The following is a 23,582-nucleotide window of genomic DNA, read 5'->3' as shown; positions in this document are numbered from 1 at the left end:
AAAGATTAGTTAAATTTGAAAAACGTTTTAATGTTATCAGACCTAACCAGCTATGAGTATCCTAAAATTTATCGAAATTAAGAAGTTGAGTATCTTCGATAATTTCTCGTGGAATTGCAGTGAAGATTTTAGAAAGTACAATTTGATTTTCGGATTTAATGGTAGCGGAAAGTCCACTCTGTCCAATCTTTTCAACTTGATTGCTAAAAACCAGAACTTCCCGTCCGAAAAGAAACAAGATTTATTTGACGATTTAAAATGCTCTGATGATGCTAAAGTTAAATTCCTCTGCACCGACAAGGAAACATTACTCTATCCCCTTACCGGAGACGGTCACAACAATAATAAGAGTATTTACGTTTTCAATTCCAATTTTGTTGCCGACCATGTTTTTGACGGAAGGAAAGGAAAAATTCAGAAATTCAATGTGGCAGAAACGGTATTGGAAGATCCTGAAATCGTGGAATTAAACGAAATCATCGAGAAAAAAGAATTAGACAAAGGCAAGAGTGAATCAGAGCAAGAGGAATATAAAAGCAGTTTTGAAGCCATCAAGCAGCAATTTAACAAAAAATTTAGGGAAACATTCCCAAGTGGCAATCTCAGAAATCCAAATTTCCCTGATGTACAAAGCATTCCTACGGAAAATAAATCTGATTTAGAGTTAGCTATCAGGCAAAAAATATCTGAATATCAAATCAGTAAAGACCAGGCAGCCCTTATCGCGGATATAGAAAAGTTAGGAAATGTTTCATTCAGTCAAATTTCATTGGATTTTCCGTCTTTGAAAACCCTACTTAATACTACCGCCAGAGAAAAAGCTGTAACCACTTTAAAAAGCAAAATTGAAACTTTTCAAGCCAAAGTCAACGAGGAAGATATAAGTAAGATAGAGCCTTGGTACAGATTCGGAAAATTACTTTTAGAGAAATCAAATCAGACCGACGAAACAACTTGCCCTCTATGTAATTCTAATCTCAATAACACCATTATTGATTTAATAAAGGAATTTGGGGAATACTTTGATAGCAGCTATGAAGAATTTAAGCAAAACATAGCCGATCATACGCGTCAACTGGCCACCGCTCAAAATTTTTGTACAGCTAACAAGGATTCAAAAACCACCTTGCAACAGGAAGCCACAAAGTACAATGCCATGCTGGAGAACAAGATGCCTGACGTCCGGATAGACGGATTAACTTCCCAGATAAAGACGCTAACAGATCTCGTTGATGACAAAGGAAATAATTCTTCAAAGATTATAGATTTTGAGTTAACCAACATCCAATCGGCAATTGAAAATTATAACGAGGATATTAAAAAATTGACTGATTTCAAGGACGAATTGATTTCAACCCTTCAAGCCCGGAGAAAAAGCCCCGAAACACTAGAAACTGACATCAGACGCCTCTATTCAAAACTAATAATCTTGGAATTGAACGGTCACGAAGACAAAAATAACGTAAAAAAATACCACGAACTAAGCTCGCAAATCGCAACATACAACAATGAACTAATTCAACATTCGACTGCGAAGATGCAGAGACTCCGCGCTTTAAAGTTGGAGGCAAAAAAAGTAGGGGAATATTTGGAGAAACTCGGCATCAATCATTTCACCATCGACCTTAATGAAGAGGACGATAATGAGAACATTTTAATTAAGTATAATAATTCGGAAAAAATACGGAAGCGACTACGCAATACTTTGAGCGATGGCGAGAAAACAGCTTTGGCCTTTGCGTATTTCCTGAGCAAGGTCACGACGGAAGTTAAAGATAAAGGCAATACTATCATCGTTATTGACGATCCAATTTCAAGCCTCGATGACAATCGCTTATATCAAACAGCCTATTTGATACACAAGGAGTTTAAAGATTATAGGCAACTGTTTATCCTAAGCCACAATTTGTTGTTTATGAAGTTTCTGAATCCAAATTTCCGAGTAAAAACTTCAAAATCCTGTTACCTTATAAATAGGGGGTGTATAAGCGACTTACCCAAGTCATTACAAAATTTCCAAAGCCCCTATTTTTATATGTTGGAAAGTCTTCTCGAATTTTCAAGTGATGAAACACCGAATTATGAAGAAGCAAGAAAATACTTGCCGAATTATATCCGTCGAATATTAGAAACATTTTTTAGTTTCAAATATGCTCAATTGACAACGAAATCCAACGCTAATCAATCTGCTGGCCTGGAATACTTCATTTCAGATATAATAGACTTTGAAACGTTGCCTGATACTTCAGTAGGAAAAATATCAAAAGATAATATACAAGACAAACTCTCAAACATAAATAAGTTATGTGATGGGTTTTCTCACGGAAACACACAACATTTGGATGAAAGTAACTTCATTACTGATGACGCATTGAGGAATATCGCATTGGAAACAATAGATATTATTGAATATTTTGATGGCTTTCATTCCACAAACTTAAAGAAACTTATCACTAAGCAGACAGAAGATGATAATGTCGAAGTTGCCATAACCGCAGCAGGATAAATAACCACGGCATCAAAACAACCTGTTTGGGAGCTGTGTTCTATTTTGTCCAGAATCGCGTCGACGATCGTATCCTCTCGTCTCCTGTCACATTATCCTGATCATAACCAAGACCGAAAGGCTGAAACTTCCAAAAACTTCCTATATTTGCAACAATGGGCAAAGTAGATTATACTGCACTGGCAAAATCTTATAACACCCTGCATTACCGTCAACAGTTACTGCAAATAGTAGAGGCCTGTTACGGAAAATGTAAGACGGACGGTTTGTCTAAATACCAACTGCATCTTAAAATTAATAAAGCTCTTTTTTCAAACTATCATGGTGAAGAGTCTTTAAAATATAAGCTCGCCACTACGTTCAGGAAGAAGGGATACGTTGCTGCATTTGAAGTGCGTGCAAAAAACAGCCGAGCGGATTTTGTGGTAATTAACGGTGATTCGAAATGCTTTGAGGTAAAGTCGAAAATTGACACTTTGAGGCGCTTGGGGAAACAGAGTGATGATTATCATAGAATATTTGAATATAATACGGTAGTAATTGATGCCAAGCACCTGCGTGAAACGGAATGTTTAGTACCAGCGCATTACGGAATCTGGTATTTTGAAGGGAAAAAGCGTGTGGAATACCGGTCTGCCATTAAAAGTCCCTATCTTAATCCTCTTGCCCAATTGGAAGTACTTACCAAGAAAGAACGGCTCAGCCTTTTTAAGACAGCTGTATACACAGAAATTATGGGCGAATATACTGCTCAAGAAATCAACGAGCGTTTAAAAATTGCCTTGAAAAAGCGTTATGAAGCTCGCTGGTCTTTTGTTTTGGCACACTGGAAGCACATATTGCCTATAGATTTGCAATTTTTTTTTAACACAAATGTGGATCCGCTATTGATCTACCAAGATTAAGAAGTCTTAAGCTCTCCCGCTTCAATTTTCACGCGAATGCAATGTAGATAATGTTCCATAGCAATACGTTTAAATTTTGCCTGGCTTTTTCCGGTTTCGCCCTCGTGCTGAATGCGGAGCAACGTTTGCCAGCCCCAATTTCGATCGTCTAAATACGGAAGTCCACTTGCTTGCATGCGCTTCGCAGCTTCGGAATTTATAACCGCTGGCACAATAGTATTCTTAAATTCGGAAAGCTCTTTTACACTACCCTTGAAGCCTACGAATTGATTATCTACGGCATCATAGAAAAGAAAACCCGGACTAATTGCTCCGCCGGAGGTTAAATCATCTTTTTTAATACCGGCATAATCGCCGAAGCATTGGCCAAGCAGGGGTTGTTTATAGGTATCTATTAAGCCGTTATCGATATCAAACACCACTTCGCCATGATCTAATCCAACGTTTTGTATATCGGTGTTTATAGCGCTGCGTAGTATAATCTTGGGGCAGGTACTAAAAGATCTCCATGCATTCATGATTTGTCTGACTGATGGACTAGGATATGGTGCAATATTGTCAAGATCGAGTATGATAAAATCTACTGCTGTGGCAAGCTGGTTGATAATTGGCCAATCTTCATTGAATTGATTGTACATTACTCTAAAAGCGATGGACGGAAAGTTTGGACGCAGATGTGCCTCTTGCCATTGCAGGGTATCAATTTCCCCGGTCTTGTGTAAATAGGATGATATTACTGGGATCATCTTTGGGCTAGCTTCTCCCAATGATTGTAAGTATTTTGTACGACGTTCTTTACTGGCAATGACGGAACGACTGAATGCGATAACCTCATTTTTCATTGACGCCCGTTCTTTTAGGTATAAAGGTAAGTCAACAAACACTCGCTCTGATTGTATGGTCTCAATAAGGTCTAAGTAGATTTCGTGAAATGGAGATTGTTTATCAGAGTCTCTCTTTCGATCATACTCTTTGATGATTTCTAACATAGGGTACATGTGGCCATCAAACTTGAAGCTTCGTAATACGAGGTTTTCCTGTTGGCGTGCCCTAAATGTTGGCATGTATATGAGGTTAATTGCCATAATTTATCCGTTGTTTTTTCACAAATTCGAGAAAATCTTCGTCGCTCTCGGGGTCGAAGTTACTATCCTGAAAAGCAAGTTCGTTAACAAACTTGTCAATAAATATATTAAACTGCTCGGCAAGCCACTGGTACTTTTCGTATATACGCTCGTTTTGTCTATTCTCTTCTAAATGGTTACCAATTACTTGATTAAAATCAGTAAAAAAAAGTCTTTTATCCTCTACATAGTCACTTTGAAAGACCTGCAAAAAAATATTTAAATACTTCACGTCTTCGCCTTCGATCATAACATCAGCAAAGGGATAGTCATATTCCTTTTCGCCCAACAGATTATATGCTTGGAATTGATCGACAATATTTGTGGACAACACAATGCGAGGATATATCGCAATTTTCGATTCAAGCAAATACGCGTTGGCTAATGGTACTCCTACTGCAATAGTTTCTTCGTCAATAAAAAGTCCGTAATCCACTCCTCCCCTAAGGAAATATCCTTTTTTCGCGAAATCAAAATATAATTTAGTGATGACCAGTAACAGGTCTTGCAAATCATTCGGGGTGGTCTCCTGAATGGAGGTGATACAGATATTATCTGAAAACAGGTAGTATCTGTACTTTTCTTTATCTAACTGCTCTATGGCATTTTTAAATGTTGCAATAAATTCGTTCGCTTTCTGAGAGGTGAACCTACCTCCCAATATAGGGTCTTCATTTTCTTCGGGTAGGCGCTTCCGATTTTGCCTAGCCTCCGCATCAAATTCGCCTAGAAATTGTTGAAATCCCAAAACATCTAGAAAAGCAACGGCTCGATTATGAAAAATATAAGGTGCAATATCGTGCATAGATAATAGGCTTATTTGGGCTTTGATTGTTGGCTCAAATATAATCAATTTTCGCTACATGAAAAAAAGTTATTGCGTCTATTCTCATGTGAGATAAACCCATCGTCTGAAATTTATTTTGTGCTAATTTTAGAAATCTGAGTTCTAAAATCAGCACCAATGTAATATAAAACCGCTTAAGTTGCCCTAATGCAGTTCTAAAAGCATTGATTTACGTGTCCTTTGGAATATGAAAAATATTTCTTATAATTGGAGTGCCTTCACGACGATAAGTGGATAGCATCATAATTTAAATAGTGATGCTATGGACTTTCAAGAAATCATCAATATACTTGATAAATTACCGGATCAAAAGTTGCCATTTGTAGGCGGCTTATTTTTCATAGGTTGGCTCGTTAGGCGAATATATGGTTATATTATGCGAAATAAACCGATCGAATATTATGAAAAGTATGATCACTGCGGGCAAATTCGAGAAGTTAGGAAAAGGTATAGAAAATGAGCAATAATTCTGTCGAGTTAAAAGGACTAAATGCAAAACTAAGGATACTTCGTGGTATAATCAGAAGAAACAATCTCTCAGTGATGGAATTCGTTTATCACAATTATGTATTGCGCGTAAATGAAGAAGTTGTCAAAAATAACGAATATCTCATCTGTATGGTTTGTGGATCCCATCTTAACATAACAAGAGAGCATATTATACCACGGTGGTGCTTTCGAAAAGATACAAAAAAATATTTTGATATCACCGTAAACGGGCACACAGTAACGTACAATAAAGCAACGATTCCAACCTGCTCAACATGCAATGCTGAATTGCTCAATAGTTTGGAAAGGTATATACAAAAACTGTTTCACGAAGGATTTGAGAAAGACTTTGCTTTCAATATTTTCGAACTGCAACATATAATTCGCTGGCTTGAAACTATTGATTATAAATTTCAAATCATGAATATTTCCAAAAAATTTCTAAGTCCAAAAAATGGAAAACATATTCCATATCTAAGTGATTTTCCTTTATACTTGCTACTACCTAACAAAGGATATTCACCTGCAAAGATATTGTCTACAATTCGATACGCTCACAAACGCCTAGCGGTAAAGGATAAAGCAAACCACGTCAATTCCTTACTCATTTTCAAAACCTCAAACCAACATTTTCATTTCTTCCATACGATTGACGATTTTATATTTTTGGAAATACCACAATATAAAATCGCCCTATTTTATTTTTTCAAAGAGCAGTTCAAAGAAACTACCGTAGCATACAAAAAGGCTATGGAGGTTATTAATAAGGTTTATTAGTCCATTTTTTGGAACAGAACAAGCAAAATTTCTCTGGTTCTTATGAAAGAGCCAAGACGATCTTTGAGAAATATAATAAGGATGGTTATAAAGGTATAAATAGCGTAGGCATTTCTTTTGAAATCGCTGCGTTGGTAAAAGGAATCGCTATACTAACAAATGCTGAGGAAAAGTTAAGGTGACGAAATCGCTAGTCTAACGTATAGGTAACGGGTCGGATATTTTTATAGAAATGGTTGACGTGGATATTTTGCGCTCTATCGAAGCCTAACAATTTTCTTCTTTTGCCCAGCAATAACGATCTTAATATAAACCCTACCTTTCTTGTTAAAAATTCTATCAACAGAATCATTATATTTATTGTGCTCATCAAATATTATATCGTAACTTTCGTAAGGAGCTATTACATAACGACTAGTTTGTCCTTCATCGTACCATGTCCATGCAGATTCTTTTTTAAAAAAGCATTTCCAGATAGAATGATAGATTTCAAAGTAAGTAATCGTTACTTTACGTGTAGAATTGTTGTAAATCGTTATTGTGTTTTCAGGGCCATAAAAACTATATACAGCATCAATGTAGATTTTACCTTCTCTAAAGGTTCGAATCAGAGAGATTATAGATATTACTACACCGGCAATTGCAATACAATTGTCTTTTATAAAGTCTTTCATGCTTTCTTTATAGTATTAATAGCTAGTACGAGCGTCATTAAATCATTATGATGTAAACCAGGTTGTCCTGCTCAAGATATCGCCTCGCAATATAACAGTGTCTTCTGACCTGCTGACTCCTCTTATTGTAGCGAGATTATAGCATTTAAATTTTTATAAATATCGCTAAAATCTGACGTTTTTTGTCACAAATAAACGTCTGTTTTCTGGAACCACTTTCAGTTGTGGGGAAGGCTAACTAAGAACTAATATTGTTTATCCCAAAAACTTGTATTGCGAAAATTGGCACTTTCACAATTGATTGACGCCTTGTACCGCTTGTATTATTTATCATTGCAGGTGTAACCCACACAATAGGAATCGCATACTATTATAAATACGCGAAAGAAAGGGAAATCACACGATCCACGGGTATGCGTAAAACGGGAAATTATTTTTTATCAACTGCGGGCACAGTAGCATTCATTGGTTTTCTTCTTATGTTTGATATATTTCGGTTTTATTAACCAAATTAAGGATTGAGCTGACAAGGTTCCAACAGATTTTCTTATCCCTTTGCATAAAACGATTACCTCATAATAGCGTTTCACAAAACGATCATAAAAGCGTACCTAAGCCTTTAAAGACACTCTTTCTCAGGCGCAGAAATGTATTAAGCCTAAATCTATTTCGATAAAAAGACCGCTACTACAAACAGCATAATATAGTGCTAAAGCCTCTCCCACTACGGCATCCAAAAGACAGTGATAAACGTGATGAATCGCTAGCTATAGGCCAGAAAGTGTCACTTGGCATTTCTTGTTGTCTATATATCGATACGTAAATTATTTAATTGTTCGAAAATTCTTAACAGCGTAGCAGAAAACCTAACAGATTCACGTAGGTTTCAATCTGATCCATACCGGCGCATGGTCACTGCTCTTTTCCCAGCCACGGACATGCCTGTCGATGCCGCCCTCGATCAACCGGGGCGCAATTTTGGGGCTCAGCAAAATGTGATCCAATCGGAGGCCTGCATTACGCCCATAGGCATTCCAGAGGTAATCCCAAAAGGTATAGACTGCCTGATCGGGAAATAGCCTACGGACGGAATCCATCCATCCCTGTTTGAGCAGAGATTTAAATTCCTTTCTTGCCTCCATGCGGTACAGGGCGTTGTTTTCCCATTTTTGGGGTTTGTAAACGTCCAGCTCTGTAGGGATAATGTTAAAATCACCGATTAAAATGGCGGGAATGTCCATTTTTATTAGCTGGGCAGCCCGTCTTTTAAAGCGTTTGATCCAGGCCATCTTATAGTCAAATTTAGGCCCGGGATAGGGATTGCCGTTGGGCAGATACAAACAGGAGATAAGCGTGTCATCAATGATCGCCTCGAGGTACCGGCTATGGTTATCTTCCACGTTACCGGGAAGCACGCGGGTCACCTCTGTGATCTCTCCCAATTTCGATAAAATTGCCACCCCGTTCCAGCTTTTCTGTCCGTGCCAGATAGCTTGGTAACCTGCCTCTTGGATGGCTTTTAAGGGAAAGCGGTTTTGGGGCGCTTTGAGCTCCTGCAAACACACCACGTCGGGCTCTTCTTCCCGTAGCCAGCGGAGCAGAACGGGTAAACGGCCATTGATGCCGTTGATATTGAACGTTGCAATTTTCATGAATGAAGGAGGGCACTTTTTCTTTTTCTAACAAGTGCAGAGGCAAAGTGTTTAGCTAAAGAGCCAGGTGGCCAACAGTAACATTTACTTCGATTTAACCTGCTCTTCCAGATAGCTTGCGATTGCCTGCAAAAGCCCCGGCTTTAGTTCTTTTGACGTGTCGGCAGTCGGATCTACCAATATGGCCCGGTAATTCCGTTCTTCATCGGGCTCGAAATGCACCATGGTGCCGAATACTTCCACCTCGATCTTATGGGTATAGCCCATCCAGCGGATACGGCTTTCGAAACTATGTTCGGTATTCCGGTAATTTATGGTTATGAAAAAGGGTTCGTCCATCTGTTCTGTTTAATAATTCCAAGCCTTATATTTTTTCGACCCGCTTTTTTACATCAAGAAGGAGCTGCCTGATTTCCTGCAGGTCGGTTCCGGCTTCGGGCAGCTTATCGGTCTGGTGCTTTACATACTGCCAGATTTCCAGCACCTCATCCACCCTTACGGTATAGGGCGCATAATTTTTATTGAGCGAGCGGAGCAGCACGGTACCGTCCCCTTGCAGGGTAACCTGCTTGAACACGAAATCCCGTTCACCTTTGAGGATAACGATGCACAGGCTGTCGGGCTTCAGGGTTTTCCAGTCCTGCACATAACGGGCCACCACATCGCTCCCCTCGGGAATGGGCAGCATCGAATCGCCCGTAGTGGGGAACATCCGGTAGGTACCCCCGGCCGGAAGGTTCGGCAGCGAAAATTTGGGCAGCGCCGCCAGAAACTCGGGATCGGCATGGCCCGCGGCATAGCCTGCCTTGGCCTTTACGGGTACATACTCCATGTTTTCCTTATTATCGGGCGTAACGGTAATGGAAAGTACGCGCAGGTTCTTCCCGTTGATATATTCCTTTGCCCCCGTTTCCAGCTTGCGCAGTTCGTATTCGCTCCAGCGGCCCAGGTCCTGCCGGAGCAGGTAATCCACGGGGATTCTGAAGAACTCGGACAACCGGATCAGGTCGACCAGTGGCGGATTCTCCGTCTGCCCGTTCTCCAGTGCGGTATATTTACTGCGTGTAAGGCCCAGCAGCTGTGCCAGGTGTTCCTGACTGTATTTTTTGCGGTTGCGGAGAAACCGGAGATTGCTTCTGAAAAAAACTTTTGCAGCTTCCATTTTGTATTGTTATTATTGATGACATTCATTTTGTTACCAATGGTGACAAAATTAAAAATAAAATCGGGATATGGAAACCTCGTTGAAGAAAAAGTCAGTGGTGGAGGAGCTGCGGAAAATGATTCTGGCAGCGGAGGGTTTTTCCGCTCCGAACGGAAGCGATGAACTGCCCGGGGATCTGGGGCCGATGGAAAAGGCCTTCCCGATGGGTACCTTTCCGCTCGGGGCCATCCATGAATTTATCAGTAACAGTGCGGAGGAAGCGGCGGCATCTACCGGCTTCATCGCCTGCCTGATCGGCCGCCTGATGCAGCGGAAGGGTCCCTGCCTCTGGGTGAGCATCGGCAAGCGTTTGTTTCCGCCCTCTCTGCTGGGTTTCGGCATTGAGCCCCACCGGGTGATCTTCATCAACCTGCATGGGGAAAAGGATGCCCTCTGGGTGCTGGAGGAGGCGCTTAAGTGCCCTTCGCTCGCCGCTGTGGTGGGCGAAATCCGCGACCTGGACCTGACGGCCTCGCGCCGCCTGCAGCTGGCCGTGGAGCAGAGCCGTGTTACGGGCTTTCTGCACCGCTATCGCCCGCGGCGCCTGAATAACCTGGCCTGCGTCTCGCGCTGGAACATACGCCCCCTGAGCAGCCTGCAGGACGGACGCCTGCCGGGCATCGGCCACCCGCTGTGGGAAGTGCAGCTCGGGAAGATACGCAACGGAAGGCCCGGCACCTGGCACCTGTGCTGGAAGGCCGGTAACTTCCGGCACATTGCGCCCGATGCCCCCGTTAAAAAGAAAGTCTATACACATACCGGTACATGATGAAAAGATATGTTGCGATAGCATTCCGTCATCTGCTCACGGATGACCTGGCCATCCACCGGCCGGAACTGCGCGGAAAGGCTTTTGTACTGGCCGCGCCCGAGCGGGGGCGCATGGTGATCCGGGCCCTGAGCCCCGGGGCAGCGGCGGAAGGTGTTACCGTGAATATGGTACTGGCCGATGCGCGTGCCCTTTATCCCGATCTGGAGGTCTTCGATTATGAGCCCCACCGGGCGGAAAAATTACTGAAGCGTCTGGCCGAACAGTGTCTGCGCTATACGCCGATGGCGGGCGTCGATCTGCCGGACGGGCTGATACTGGATGCGAGCGGCTGCACCCACCTATGGAAAGGGGAAAGGCCCTATATGGGAGAGATTGCCGGGAAACTGAAAGGCGCGGGCTATGATGTGCGGATGGCCATGGCCGACACCATCGGAACGGCATGGGCCGTGGCCCGTTATGGAACGGATGGCGCCGTGGTTGCTCCGGGTGGGCAGCTGGCGGCCCTGATGCCCCTCCCCCCTGCCGCGCTGCGTTTGGACCGGGCCATAACGGAACGCATGCAGAAGCTGGGCCTTACCCACATCGGTGATTTTATCGGCATGCCCCGTACGGTACTGCGCCGCCGTTTCGGTGAGCAGTTGCTCAACCGCATCGGTCAGGCGCTGGGCACCTCTCCCGAACCGCTGGAACCGGTGCGGCCGCCGGCACCTTATGCGGAACGCCTGCCCTGTCTGGAGCCGGTACGGACGCGAAAGGCCATTGAAATGGCGCTGGAGACGTTGTTGGAAATGCTTACACGGAATCTGCTGGAGGATGGGATGGGGCTGCGGAAGGCGGTTTTCCGGTCTTTCCGTATAGATGGTAAGGTACAGCAGATCCAGATAGGCACCGGCCGCCCTTCGCGTGACCGGCATCACCTCTTCCGCCTGTTCGGCGAAAAGATCGGTACCATTGCCCCCGGTCTGGGCATCGAGCTTTTTATACTGGAAGCGCCCGTTGTGGAGGATCTGGATGCCCGACAGGAGAAGTTGTGGAACGATGGCGGTGTCTATGAAAGTACGGAGATCGGCAATCTGCTCGACCGGATCGCCACGCGTGCCGGCCACGATGCCATCCGCCGCTATCTGCCGGATGAGCACCACTGGCCGGAGCGCTCCATCAGGCCTGCCACCTCTTATGACGAACGGCCGGCCATCCCCTGGCCTATCGATGAGCCGCGCCCGATTTACCTGCTGCCCGAGCCGGAGCCCATCCGGGTATCGGCTCCCGTGCCGGATTACCCGCCCATGGTTTTTGTGTACAAAGGGAAAAGGCATAAGGTGAAAAAGGCGGACGGGCCCGAGCGCATCGAAAGGGAATGGTGGATCGAGACGGGTCCGCAGCGCGATTACTACCGCGTGGAGGATGAAGAGGGCGCGCGCTACTGGCTCTTCCGATCGGGGCATTATGATGGCGAGGGCGAGCCGGAATGGTTCATGCATGGTTTTTTTGCTTAACGGTTTATGGATTATACGGAATTACAGGTCACTTCGAATTTCAGCTTCCTCCGCGGTGCCTCGCACCTGGAGGAACTGGTGGAACAGGCCGCGGCGCTCGGTTATGGGAGCATGGCCATAACCGACCACAACACCCTGGCGGGTATTGTGCGGGCACACAGCGCTGCGAAAAAATACGGTCTGCGTATCATCCCTGCCGCACGCCTCAATCTTGTGGACGGCCCTCCCCTGCTGGCCTACCCGACGGACAGGGATGCTTACGCCCGTCTCTCGGCGCTGCTGACCGAAGGCAACCGGCGGACGGAAAAGGGGAAATGCGAGCTCTATAAGGCCGATGTATATCGCTATGCAGAGGGCATGATCTTTATTTCCCTGCCTCCCGTTGATCTTGATGACGAATTTGATTTCGGAGAGGATTTCAGAAGGGAGCTGCTGGAATATAAAAAGGCCTTCGGCCGGCAACTCTATGTGGCGGCCTCCTGGCTGTACAGGGGCAGCGACGCCAAAAGGCTCTACCGCATAGCGGAACTGGAAGCGGATTTCGGCATACCGATGGTGGCCACCAACGATGTGCATTTCCACAGCCCCGAGCGGCGGCAGCTGCAGGACATCGTGACCTGTGTGCGCGAAAAGAAAACGATCTACAATGCGGGTTACCTGCTTTACGGGAATGCGGAACGCTACCTGAAGCCCGCCGGGGAGATGGAACGCCTTTTTGGAAAATATCCGCAGGCCATCGAAAACACCCGGCGGATCGCGGAGGCCTGCCGCTTCAACCTCGACAGCCTGAAGTATGTGTACCCAAGGGAGATCATGCCGGACGGACGCACGCCGCTGGAGGAACTGACCCGGCTGGCGTGGCAGGGAGCTTACGGCTTTTTCGGTGATCCGCTGCCGGAAAAGGTTTCATCGGCCATTGTGCACGAACTGAAATTCATTGCGGAGATGGATTATGCGCCCTACTTCCTTACGGTATATGACATTGTACGGGAGGCCCGCTCGCGCGGCATCCTCTGCCAGGGCCGCGGCTCGGCCGCCAACTCCACCATCTGTTTCTGCCTGGGCATCACGGCGGTGAACCCGACGAAGTTTGACCTGCTCTTCGAGCGCTTTATCTCTTCGGCCCGGAACGAGCCGCCCGACATTGACGTGGATTTTGAGCACGAACGCCGCGAAGAGATCATCCAGTATATCTATGAAAAATACGGACGCGACCGCGCGGGCATTGTGGCCACGGTGACCCAGCTCCGCCAGAAAGGCGCGGTGCGGGATGTGGCGAAGGCCATGGGCATGTCGGTGGATGCCATCAACCGCCTGTCGAGCTCCATCTGGGAGTTTACCGACGAATGGTTTGAGGGCGATCGCATTTCGGAGCACGGCTTCAACCCGAAGGACCCTCACCTGGTAAAGGTGCTGGAACTGACACGGCAGTTTATGGGTTTTCCGCGCCAGCTGGGCCAGCATACGGGCGGTTTTGTGATCACGGACGGTAAACTGACCGACCTGTGTCCGGTGATCAACGCACGGATGGAGGACCGCACCAACATCGAATGGAACAAGGACGATATCGATGCGCTGGGCTTCCTCAAGATCGACGTGCTGGCACTGGGCATGCTGACCTGCATCCGCAAGGCCTTTGATCTGGCACGGGCACATCACGGCCTGGAGCTGACGCTGGCCACCGTACCGCAGGATGACCCCGAGGTGTACGATATGATCAGCGCGGCCGATACCATCGGGGTATTCCAGATCGAGAGCCGCGCGCAGCAATCGATGCTGCCGCGCCTGCGGCCGCGGAACTTTTACGACCTGGTGATCGAGGTGGCCATTGTACGGCCGGGCCCGATCCAGGGGGATATGGTACACCCCTACCTGCGCAGGCGCAACGGTGAGGAGGAGGTGGAATATCCCTCTCCCGAGCTGGAAGCGATTCTGGGCAAGACACTGGGCGTGCCCCTCTTTCAGGAACAGGCCATGAAAATCGCCATTGTGGCCGCGGGCTTCACCCCTGCCGAAGCGGATGAACTGCGGCGCAGCATGGCCACCTTTAAGGCGAAGGGTCTGGTGAGCCGGTTCGAAAGGAAGCTGATCGACGGCATGGTATCACGGGGCTATAAAAAGGAATTTGCCGAAAGGGTGTTCCGCCAGCTGGAAGGTTTCGGAAGCTACGGCTTTCCCGAAAGCCATGCGGCCAGTTTTGCCCTCTTGGTTTACGTTTCCTGCTGGCTGAAGCATCACTACCCAGATGTGTTTGCCGCAGCGCTGCTGAACAGCCAGCCCATGGGCTTTTATGCCCCGGCGCAGATTGTGCGCGATGCGCGGGAGCATGGCGTGACGGTAAGGCCCGTTGACGTCAACTTTTCCCATTGGGACAATACCCTGGAGGAGAAAACAGGCCCCTACTGCGCGCTGCGCCTGGGTTTCAGGCAGGTTAAGGGAATGAACCGGGAGGAAATGGAAGCGCTGGTACGGGCGCGGAAGAGACCTTATACGCATATCCATTTCCTGCCGGATGCAGGGGTTTCCATCGCTTCGCTGGAGCGCCTGGCGGATGCCGATGCGTTCCGCTCGATGGGCATGGACCGCAGGCAGGCGCTCTGGGAGGTGTCGGCCCTCCATGACCGTCCCATGGGCATCTTTGAAGGGCAGCCTTCGGCGAGCACACCGGAAGAAAAGGTGCGGTTGCCGGCGATGTCAGAATCGGAACATGTGCTGCAGGATTACAGCTCGCTGGCACTTTCGCTGAAGGCGCATCCGGTGAGTTTTATCCGGCGGCAGCTTTATGAGCGGGATATCCTGACCACGAGGGAACTGGACCGATGGCCCGATGGCACGCCCGTTCGGGTGGCCGGACTGGTACTGGTACGGCAGCGCCCGGGAACGGCGGGCGGTGTCTGTTTCATCACGATCGAGGACGAAACGGGCGTGGCCAACCTGGTGGCCTTTGCGAGTCTCTTTGAACGGTACCGGAAGGAAATCCTCTACTCGCAGCTGTTGATGGTAGAGGGTAAACTGCAGCGCGAGGGACAGGTTACCCATGTGGTGGCCAAAAGGCTCTACAACCTCTCCGGGCTGCTCACGCTGCTCGGTCCGAAGGAAAGAAAGCAGGCCGAGCTGCGGACACTCTCGCCCGCCGATGAAAAAGACGGCCATGTCTTCCCTGCCAAAAACAAAAGGACGCAGGTACGGGTTGATGCTCAACTGGAGCTGTTTCCGAAAGGACGTAATTTCAGGTAAATTTTAATTGATTGGAGATGCAGGGGAAATTGTTTGATGATAACCGGCAATTGGTACTGCCACGGGAACTGATGGATTATACGCCAGGCTTTCTGGAACGGCCGGAGGCGGATACGCTGCTTACTTTTTTATTGCATAATGTGCCCTGGCAGCAGACCAAAGTTAAGATGTACGATAAGGAGGTGGTAACGCCCAGATTGACGGCATGGTACGGAGACCGCCCGCTGAGGGCAGATGACCGGCGTGAACCGATACCCTGGCTGCCGGAACTGCAGATGGTAAGGCAGCGCATAGAGGCCTTTACCGGCATGGCCTTTCAGGGCGTGCTGCTGAACCTCTACCGCGATGGAAATGATTCGGTGGCCTGGCATGCCGACAAGGATACGGTGCCCGGCCGCAAAACCGAAATAGCCTCCCTGAGCCTGGGAGCCGAACGGAGCTTTGATTTCCGCAGGAAGGACGACCATACCGGTCGCTACTCCATCAAGCTGCAGCACGGCTCCCTTCTGCTCATGAAAGGCGATCTGCAACTTCACTGGGAACATAGGATAGCAAAATCGAACGTGATCATGGGGCCGAGGATCAATCTGACGTTCCGAAAGGTAATCTTATAGGGATAAACTGTAGTAGCTTATTATTTAAGCCTTTACCTTAATGTGGCAGTCTATCCCTTAATAAGCCATAAACCCACGTTCCGAATATAGCACTCAAAAGGCTTATTCCAATCACAAGAGCTCCGGTTCCTATTTGCGCAAACAATGGGCCTGGGCAGGCTCCGGTGATTGCCCAACCAAATCCAAAGAGCAACCCGCCATACAACTGCCCACGATTGAATTTTTTTGCTTGAAATTCGATCGGCTCGCCACCCATTGTTTTGATATTAAACCTTTTAATTATGCCTATAGATATTATACCAACAACTACGGCACTTGCAATAATGCCGTACATGTGAAAGGATTGCAAACGGAACATTTCCTGTATACGAAACCAACTGATCGCTTCGGATTTCACGAATATAATCCCAAAAAAAATGCCCACTAACAGATATTTAAAATTTGGATACCAACGACGCCTTGAGTCGTTTTCAGTGACGTCCCTCCTATTTTGCTCTTCGTTATTATTTCTTTCAATTATCTTTAAATGCATGTTTATATTTATTAAAGTGTTAGGATAAGGGGGAGTATAAAATTAGCCATAATAAAACCGCCTGCCATAAAACTGATGGTTGCTACCAATGATGGCCATTGTAGATTAGATAGCCCCATAATAGCGTGTCCGCTGGTACATCCTCCTGCATAGCGGCTACCAAAACCTATGAGGAATCCGCCAAATATGAGGATAATGAAACCTCGCAGGGTGAAGAGACTTGACCAACTCATAAGATCATGAGGTATTAAGCTGCTGTAATCCGTAATGCCATAATCTGTGAGTTCTGATACCAACCGAGGATCTAACTTAATCGGATCGGCATCAGAAAGCTGGTTTTTAGCGATGAAGCCGCCCATAAGAATACCAACGACAAAAAACAAGTTCCACGACTCTCTTCTCCAGTTATATTTGAAGAAAGGGATATTGGCAGGTACGCATGCCGCGCAAATGTGCCGCAGTGAAGAGCTGATACCGAAGGATTTATTTCCGATAATTAACAGTATCGGAACCGTTAAGCCAATGAGTGGCCCGGCAATGTACCAGGGCCAAGGTTGTTTAATAAGTTCTAACATGTTTTATAAATTATAGTTAATTTTGCGCTCTTGTACACTCCCAGCTACAAAACTGATTTTGTTATAACAGGCTCTTTGTTTTCCAACCATTCCTTCATCCCTCCTGTATAGTACTTTACATTATTGAATCCGTTTTTTATTAAAATTGAGTGAGCTATGGTAGCTCGATCGCCGGACTGGCAATAAACGACTAAATGTTTATCTTTATCGATTTTGTTCAGATTGCTTGTCAAGGTGCCAACGAAAATATTATGGGAACCTTCAATATGTGCCTCACGGTATTCTGAAGCACTCCGCACATCTACTAACTGCACATCGTTCCTGTTTAGGTAACTTTTGAATTCGGACAGCGAGAGCACATCTGCTTTTTGCAGCTCAACACCCACATCACATATATCTGATATATAACCTAGTATGTTATCGAGGCCGATACGCATTAATTTTCGCGTCAAATCGCTCATTTGCTCGTCATCCGCTATCAGCATGAATTGTTCTTCATAGCTCAGCAGCCAACCCATCCACGTTGAAAATGAATTATTCGCCTGTATATTAATGCTTTGCAAAAGAAATCCCTTAGCAAAGAGGCGTTTATCCCTAGTATCAATAATTTGGATTCCTTGATCATAAGCGGCTTTGAACTGTTCTTTTGTTAATTTCGGATGCGGAGGAATAGCTGCCAACAACGGTCGCCTTTCCTTATTGAGACGCTTCATCATGGCAAAGTATCGTGGTGCCTCAGGTTGATCGGCCAATAAATAGTCCGCAAACTTTTCCTCATTTCCATATAATTGAAATGCCCAGTTCCTGATTTTTTCATAACCGACGGTGGAACTCGGTACCGACCCGAGCGACTTACCGCAAGCGGAACCGGCCCCATGTCCTGACCAGACCTGAACATAATCGGGAAGATCTGCAAATTTCCGAAGCGATTGGTATAACTGTTGAACACCCCGCTCCGTTGTACCGGAAAATCCGGCCGCCTTCTCTAAAAGATCAGGTCTACCAACATCGCCGACAAATATGAAATCGCCTGTGAAGATCATTACAGGTTGATCACTTGCGGCATGATCTGTAAGTAGAAAGCTGATGCTTTCGGGTGTGTGCCCGGGTGTGTGTATCACGTCTAATGTAAGTTTACCGATAGTAATTTTATCACCATCTTTTAGACCGATGTGCGGAAACTCGTACTGCCAAGCGGCTCCTCCCTCATCAGACAGGTAAAGTTCTGCCCCTGTCACTGCAGCCAATTCGCGTGATCCGCAAAGAAAATCTGCGTGAATATGGGTTTCCGCAATGTGGGTTATCGTCAGGTTATTTTCCTCAGCAAGCGCTAAATAGGTATCGATGTCCCTCTTGGCGTCAAGCACAATAGCCTTCCCAATTGTTTGGCAGCCTATCAGATAGCTGCTCTGTGATAAACTCTTATCATAAATGTGTTGAAAAAACATGATATGTAATATTTAATGATCTGTTAAAGTTGTAAACTAATTTTTTATCGTACAGTTACTTTGGTTACACGACGCAAGTCAGTGCGCTACTTGAACAACAATTCTCTTAAAAGGATATAAATACCCATAATCAAAACAAACCAGCCAAAGGCAAACCGTAGTCTTCTTCCTTCAATTTTTTTTACCAACTTACTACCAACAAAAATGCCTAGAAAGGCCATCAAGGTGACCGATAGGAGGAAGCACCAATTGATGGCAATAAATGTTACTGAGAATAGAAATCCTGTTAAGGAGTTGATAGCAACGATTAACAGCGATGTCCCTATAGCTGTCTTTATAGGCGTTTTAAGGAAACCTATAAGTGCCGGAACTATAAGGAAACCACCTCCTGCTCCAACCAATCCTGTAACAAGTCCTACGAGCGCACCCAACGATAGGATACGTAAATTACTAAATGGCTTTTGCCTGTTTACTTTTGGTTGGTCAGCTTCTTCCGATTTTGCGATCATGCTATAGGAGGCTATTACCATTAACACGGCAAAGATGGAAAGGAGAAGGGTGCTTCTCGTGACGGCTAAATTGCCAATTTCAAATACAGATTCCGGTATCGCCGGTACAATGACCCGTCTGCTAAAGAAAACTGCCAAGACGGAAGGTATACCGAAAATTAATGCAGTTTTAATATCCACCATATTTCCCCTAAAATAGGGAAATGTACCTGCGGCACTGCTTAAGCCAACGATAAACAACGAATAGGTCGTAGCGGTTATAACGTCAATATGAAACAGATAAACTAATACCGGTACGGTAAGGATACTACCGCCGCTTCCGATCAGTCCCAGCGAGATACCTATTAAAATTGACGCAAAATAACCGATGAAGTCCATTTCTTTTTTATTAGATGGATCAAAGGTCCGTCAATTCAAAGATCTGTACAGCTACTTTTGTTACACAAGAACGATTTTATTTCTACCGAGCTTTACCGTACCATCGTCTTCGAGCTGTTTTAAAAGTCTGGAAACAACCACACGTGCGGTACCAAGTTCGTTCGCCAATTGCTCGTGCGTAATGCTCAGCATATTGTTTCCCGAAAGTTCTTTTTTTTTCCGTAATAGCGTTAGCAATCGTTCGTCAACTTTCTTAAACGCAATTGCGTTCACCATATCCAGTAATTCTTCAAAACGTTTGTGATAGAGGCGAAAAATGTAATCGAGCCACTGTGGGTATTCTCTAATGAACAATGAGACCTTTTCCATGGGCAGGAAGCGAATTTCGGCGTCTTCCTCCACTTCGGCCCTAACCTTACTCGTTTCGTTGTGAAGTCCTCCTAAAAATGACATGATGCAACTTTCGCCGGCCTTGATGTAATATAGTAAAATCTCTCGTCCGTCTTCTTCTGTACGGATAACCTTTAATGTACCCTTTGTAACAATAGGGATTGAACGGATGTACGCATGTTCGCTTAAAATAACATGTCCTGCATTATAGGTCTTCTGTATGCTATTTGCATACAACATCTCTCTTAATTGCGGCGAATACCTAAATTCTTCAATTTGATCCAGAACGTCCATATCGCAAATTTACATTTTAGGGGCATATAATTGCCCCCAAAATTGATTCCGCTTAAGAAACTTGCACCGTTTTTTTATTAGACGGGGATTTCGCTGTTTTTTTTAGTTCAATTTGTAAAATACCGTCCTGATACTTTGCTTTAATAGCATCTTCTGTCACATTTTCAGGCAAACTAAATACGCGCGTAAATTCTTCCTGATGAAATTCATGCCGCGTGTAATTTTCCTTCTCTTCTTTCTTTTCTGACTTATGTTCGGCACTAATGCTGATCATACCGTCTTCAATGGCAATCTTGAAATCATCTTTTTTATACCCGGGCGCAGCTAATGTTAATTCATAATAGTCCTTCGTATCGCGGATATTAACCGGCGGTAGAGAAGTTTTGCTAAAGATCGGTTTGCTAAAGAAGCCATCGGTGTTCCAGAAATCTTCCATCATTGACCTAAATGATGGGAAGTCAGTAGCTTTAACTAAGTTTGACATAATATTGAATTTAGAAATAATAACTAAGTTCCTTAAATAAATAATTCTTAATGATTTAGGTTATTTGACATAATGAGATTGATCAGGTAAGCGGTTTCGGAAAAACCAGCATTGGCCATTTGGCCAACGAAGAAAATGAAACAGTGTCACTACCGAGAAACAATTTCTCAAAGAAGGTGCGCTGCTGATCTGTAAACATAACAAGTATAGAGGGGTTAAATTTGGCTAACTGTACAGCTAAATGCTTTACGAGAGGCTCCTCAAAATTGTACTTCTCTTGAAAAAATTGGACAGTATTGGGGGGCAGCTTAGAAATAATTTCTGTTGCAGAGGCTACTTTGTTATTGAGCTGATCTGAGGGAAGCGAAAAGTGAAGGATGTCTACTTTTAGCTTAAGGGTTTCCATACAAACCAACACCATGTTTAACTCGCTTTCGAAATTCGTTAAGTCGGAAGCATATAATACGTTTCGGAGTTTTCTTCTTCTATAATCAGGAGGTACAATGATGATAGGAACATGTGATTGTTTTATTAATATATTAGCCACACTTCCAAACAGTTTTCGATGCCATCCGGCCGCGCTTCGACCTATACAAATAAATGTAAATTGATGGAGCTGCGCATACTGGAGAATGTGCTGCGCAACGAACAGCGATTCTTGAACGTGATAATAAAGCTGTAGCTGCTGAAGATCTATGCTTCCGGCAACTTTGCGAATAAACCTTATCAATTTTATACGTTCATTTTGCAGTTCAGTGTTTTGAAATCCTTTATAAGATAGGTCATTCCAAGTAGGTCTCTCGTTGTGATAGGTATAAAAAAATGTTAATTCATATTGATAGTGCTCGGCAAGTTGCAAAGCAAAGCGTATTCCTCCTTTAGAATTAGATGATAAATCCGTTGTAACCAAGATTTTCATAATTTCAGCTCCTTTGTTTTAACTAATTTATATAGCTTATAAACATCCCTCTTATGAAAGAGCTGTGTACCGCTATTTAACGTTGCCGCCGTACCACAAGCCACGCCAAATCTGGCTACCTCCGAAAAACTCTTCTTTTGCTGAAGCATCCATACCATTCCGGCCACCATACTATCTCCGGCTCCCACTGTACTCACTCGCTGCACGGGTGGTGCTTCGATTTCTTCGTATACACCATCCGCCAATAAGATAGCACCACGTTTACCCAGAGAAACCACCAACATCTTACACTGTCCTTTACCAATAATATCCTGACCGATGGCTTTAACCTCTTCTTCGTCAACACTTTCCTTATTTACCAAACTGGCAAGTTCGGACAAATTGGGCTTGAGCAAATAAGTTCCGGCTTCTAACGCAAGCTTTAAGGATTTGCCTGATGCATCAATCACCAATAAGGCATTGCTCTTTCTGGCAACTTCTGCAAGACGTAAATAGAAGTCGTCCGGCACGCCCTTAGGTGAGCTTCCACTTACTACCATAATGTCTGCCAGTGGGCTTAGCATAACAATTGCTGAAAAACAACGGTCGAATTCGGTGGAGCTGAGTTCATGTCCGGGCATCACGAATCGGTACTCGAAATTAGAGGCAGTTTCAACGACCGTTAGGTTCTCGCGTGTATTGCTGGCCACTTTAATGGCTGTATGTGGTATATCTTTATCGGCTAAAATCTCTTCGAAATATCGACCGTTCTCTCCGCCGGAAGGAAAAATAGCATAACTTAAACCTCCCAGTTCTTTGATGGCTTTACTAACGTTAATTCCTCCGCCTCCTACTTCAAGGCTCTCCTGAACGCAACGCATCTTTTTTTCCGGTGTCATCTTCTCGACAGAAACACCCCGATCAATTGCCGGATTCATTGTTATTGTAATAATCACCGTTTTAAAATTTTATAGTCGACTAATCCTGCAACTATAGTTAATAACTATATAAACAAACAGCAGTGAAATGAATCACAGTATATGCCTCATAGGCTTTCAATCAAATGTCATTAATCATCATAGCGTGGATAATCGGCTAATTTAACCGTCAGCTCATTCTCCACTTTGGAGATACCGGGTGCGGCCCATGCAGCATCTACTGCATCTCCCATTTCAGCCAATGAACGTACGGTGCCTCGCAAGATCGCCCGATCTTTATCGATTTCGATTTGAATATTACGTGCATCAATATTTGCATGTCGCTGAAAAGCCGCCGCAATTTGTTGTTCAACATCCTTAGCTGTAGCTCTTGGTTTGATGTTGATTAAATTGATAACCGATCGGACACCCTTTAAGTTCTCCATCGCCTTTTTTGCTTCATTGCGTTGATACTCCCATTCTACCTGTCCTTCTAGTTTGACCACTCCTTCCTCTACTTTAATTTGAATGTGCTGATCAGCAAGGCTGGCTTGTGATTTAATGGCCTCCACCGCCGCTTGAGCTATTTCTGTATCCGTATGCATTGTTCCGGCAAAAAACACGACCTCAATATCCTCAGCTAAGGCTGTTACCCCCTGAACTCTGCGGGCTGCCCGTTCCGCAGCCATTTTTTTTGAATAGGTACTTACCGTGCCTGACAAGGTAACAACCCCACCTTTCACAGTTACACCAATTTCTGACGCATCGAGTATGGGTTCCCATTTTAACTCATCGATTACATCTTGTTGAATTTCTACATCACTTTTCATAGTAAACAGATTAATAGCGACCTGCTATAC

The 23,582-nt window shown here is 45.1% G+C and carries 23 protein-coding genes; 8 read left to right on the top strand and 15 right to left on the bottom strand.

Features of this window, described 5'->3' with window-relative positions; translation table 11 throughout:
• Positions 1 to 52: 52 nt before the first annotated feature.
• Complete coding sequence (locus E0E36_RS07930; protein ID WP_130855491.1) at positions 53 to 2,506, top strand: AAA family ATPase; 2,454 nt, start codon at positions 53 to 55, stop codon at positions 2,504 to 2,506.
• Between the two features lie 155 nt (positions 2,507 to 2,661).
• Positions 2,662 to 3,411, top strand: a complete 750-nt coding sequence (locus E0E36_RS07925; RefSeq protein ID WP_130855490.1) for a sce7726 family protein — start codon at positions 2,662 to 2,664, stop codon at positions 3,409 to 3,411.
• Here the strand turns inward: E0E36_RS07925 and E0E36_RS07920 are convergent.
• Both E0E36_RS07920 and E0E36_RS07915 read right to left on the bottom strand, forming a co-directional pair.
• Positions 3,408 to 4,475, bottom strand: a complete 1,068-nt coding sequence (locus E0E36_RS07920) for a beta family protein (protein ID WP_165446937.1) — start codon at positions 4,473 to 4,475, stop codon at positions 3,408 to 3,410. The genes E0E36_RS07925 and E0E36_RS07920 overlap by 4 nt on opposite strands.
• A gap of 10 nt (positions 4,476 to 4,485) precedes the next feature.
• Positions 4,486 to 5,340, bottom strand: coding sequence for a hypothetical protein (locus E0E36_RS07915; protein WP_130855488.1), 855 nt, complete (start codon positions 5,338 to 5,340; stop codon positions 4,486 to 4,488).
• Positions 5,341 to 5,644: 304 nt separating this feature from the next.
• On the opposite strand from E0E36_RS07915, the gene E0E36_RS27915 reads away from it, so the two are divergent.
• Positions 5,645 to 5,842, top strand: coding sequence for a hypothetical protein (locus E0E36_RS27915; RefSeq protein WP_130855487.1), 198 nt, complete (start codon positions 5,645 to 5,647; stop codon positions 5,840 to 5,842).
• The gene (locus E0E36_RS07905) at positions 5,839 to 6,648 is read left to right on the top strand and encodes a hypothetical protein (protein WP_130855486.1); all 810 of its coding nucleotides are present in this window, start codon (positions 5,839 to 5,841) and stop codon (positions 6,646 to 6,648) included. The genes E0E36_RS27915 and E0E36_RS07905 overlap by 4 nt, the downstream gene beginning before the upstream one ends.
• Before the next feature lie 257 nt (positions 6,649 to 6,905).
• Here the strand turns inward: E0E36_RS07905 and E0E36_RS07900 are convergent, their stop codons facing one another.
• From E0E36_RS07900 to E0E36_RS07885, 4 genes are all read right to left on the bottom strand, one after another.
• Positions 6,906 to 7,322: a hypothetical protein gene (locus tag E0E36_RS07900; RefSeq protein WP_130855485.1), complete on the bottom strand. Its 417-nt coding sequence runs from the start codon at positions 7,320 to 7,322 to the stop codon at positions 6,906 to 6,908.
• An 875-nt stretch (positions 7,323 to 8,197) separates the two neighbouring features.
• A complete protein-coding gene (gene xth, locus E0E36_RS07895; protein ID WP_130855484.1) occupies positions 8,198 to 8,974 on the bottom strand; it encodes an exodeoxyribonuclease III in 777 nt (258 codons plus the stop codon).
• Between the two features lie 84 nt (positions 8,975 to 9,058).
• The gene (locus tag E0E36_RS07890; protein WP_130855483.1) at positions 9,059 to 9,313 is read right to left on the bottom strand and encodes a hypothetical protein; all 255 of its coding nucleotides are present in this window, start codon (positions 9,311 to 9,313) and stop codon (positions 9,059 to 9,061) included.
• A 25-nt stretch (positions 9,314 to 9,338) separates the two neighbouring features.
• Positions 9,339 to 10,136 (bottom strand): XRE family transcriptional regulator, encoded by a 798-nt coding sequence (locus tag E0E36_RS07885; RefSeq protein WP_130855482.1) that lies wholly within the window; start codon positions 10,134 to 10,136, stop codon positions 9,339 to 9,341.
• Between the two features lie 70 nt (positions 10,137 to 10,206).
• Here E0E36_RS07885 and E0E36_RS07880 point away from each other — a divergent pair, with 70 nt between their 5' ends.
• From E0E36_RS07880 to E0E36_RS07865, 4 genes are read left to right on the top strand one after another with little or no spacing between them, the layout of a single operon-like run.
• Positions 10,207 to 10,947: an ImuA family protein gene (locus E0E36_RS07880; RefSeq protein WP_130855481.1), complete on the top strand. Its 741-nt coding sequence runs from the start codon at positions 10,207 to 10,209 to the stop codon at positions 10,945 to 10,947.
• Positions 10,944 to 12,446, top strand: a complete 1,503-nt coding sequence (locus tag E0E36_RS07875; RefSeq protein WP_130855480.1) for a Y-family DNA polymerase — start codon at positions 10,944 to 10,946, stop codon at positions 12,444 to 12,446. Before E0E36_RS07880 ends, E0E36_RS07875 begins: the two co-directional genes overlap by 4 nt.
• 6 nt (positions 12,447 to 12,452) lie before the next feature.
• Positions 12,453 to 15,683: an error-prone DNA polymerase gene (locus E0E36_RS07870; protein WP_130855479.1), complete on the top strand. Its 3,231-nt coding sequence runs from the start codon at positions 12,453 to 12,455 to the stop codon at positions 15,681 to 15,683.
• 17 nt (positions 15,684 to 15,700) lie between these two features.
• Positions 15,701 to 16,297 carry an alpha-ketoglutarate-dependent dioxygenase AlkB family protein gene (locus E0E36_RS07865; RefSeq protein WP_130855478.1) on the top strand — a complete coding sequence of 199 codons (597 nt, stop codon included), beginning with the start codon at positions 15,701 to 15,703 and terminating at the stop codon, positions 16,295 to 16,297.
• A 37-nt stretch (positions 16,298 to 16,334) separates the two neighbouring features.
• On the opposite strand, the gene E0E36_RS07860 is transcribed toward E0E36_RS07865, so the two are convergent.
• From E0E36_RS07860 to E0E36_RS07820, 9 genes are all read right to left on the bottom strand, one after another.
• Positions 16,335 to 16,829, bottom strand: a complete 495-nt coding sequence (locus E0E36_RS07860; protein ID WP_130855477.1) for a DUF6691 family protein — start codon at positions 16,827 to 16,829, stop codon at positions 16,335 to 16,337.
• An 11-nt stretch (positions 16,830 to 16,840) separates the two neighbouring features.
• A complete protein-coding gene (locus tag E0E36_RS07855; protein ID WP_130855476.1) occupies positions 16,841 to 17,404 on the bottom strand; it encodes a YeeE/YedE family protein in 564 nt (187 codons plus the stop codon).
• Between the two features lie 44 nt (positions 17,405 to 17,448).
• A complete protein-coding gene (locus E0E36_RS07850; RefSeq protein WP_130855475.1) occupies positions 17,449 to 18,852 on the bottom strand; it encodes an MBL fold metallo-hydrolase in 1,404 nt (467 codons plus the stop codon).
• 86 nt (positions 18,853 to 18,938) lie between these two features.
• On the bottom strand, positions 18,939 to 19,739 hold the full coding sequence (locus E0E36_RS07845; RefSeq protein ID WP_130855474.1) for a sulfite exporter TauE/SafE family protein: 801 nt from the start codon (positions 19,737 to 19,739) through the stop codon (positions 18,939 to 18,941).
• A gap of 60 nt (positions 19,740 to 19,799) precedes the next feature.
• Positions 19,800 to 20,423 (bottom strand): Crp/Fnr family transcriptional regulator, encoded by a 624-nt coding sequence (locus E0E36_RS07840; protein ID WP_130855473.1) that lies wholly within the window; start codon positions 20,421 to 20,423, stop codon positions 19,800 to 19,802.
• 52 nt (positions 20,424 to 20,475) lie between these two features.
• Positions 20,476 to 20,907, bottom strand: coding sequence for an Hsp20/alpha crystallin family protein (locus E0E36_RS07835; protein ID WP_130855472.1), 432 nt, complete (start codon positions 20,905 to 20,907; stop codon positions 20,476 to 20,478).
• Positions 20,908 to 20,989: 82 nt separating this feature from the next.
• On the bottom strand, positions 20,990 to 21,826 hold the full coding sequence (locus tag E0E36_RS07830) for a universal stress protein (RefSeq protein WP_130855471.1): 837 nt from the start codon (positions 21,824 to 21,826) through the stop codon (positions 20,990 to 20,992).
• Positions 21,823 to 22,761, bottom strand: a complete 939-nt coding sequence (locus E0E36_RS07825; protein WP_130855470.1) for a 1-phosphofructokinase family hexose kinase — start codon at positions 22,759 to 22,761, stop codon at positions 21,823 to 21,825. The genes E0E36_RS07830 and E0E36_RS07825 overlap by 4 nt, the downstream gene beginning before the upstream one ends.
• Before the next feature lie 113 nt (positions 22,762 to 22,874).
• On the bottom strand, positions 22,875 to 23,552 hold the full coding sequence (locus tag E0E36_RS07820) for a BON domain-containing protein (protein ID WP_130855469.1): 678 nt from the start codon (positions 23,550 to 23,552) through the stop codon (positions 22,875 to 22,877).
• Between the last annotated feature and the right edge of the window lie 30 nt (positions 23,553 to 23,582).

Source organism: Olivibacter jilunii (genome assembly GCF_900607235.1).
Classification (GTDB): Bacteria; Bacteroidota; Bacteroidia; order Sphingobacteriales; family Sphingobacteriaceae; genus Olivibacter; species Olivibacter oleidegradans.
The sequence above is the reverse complement of the archived record's forward strand: the minus strand, read 5'-3'. Positions and strand labels throughout refer to the sequence as shown.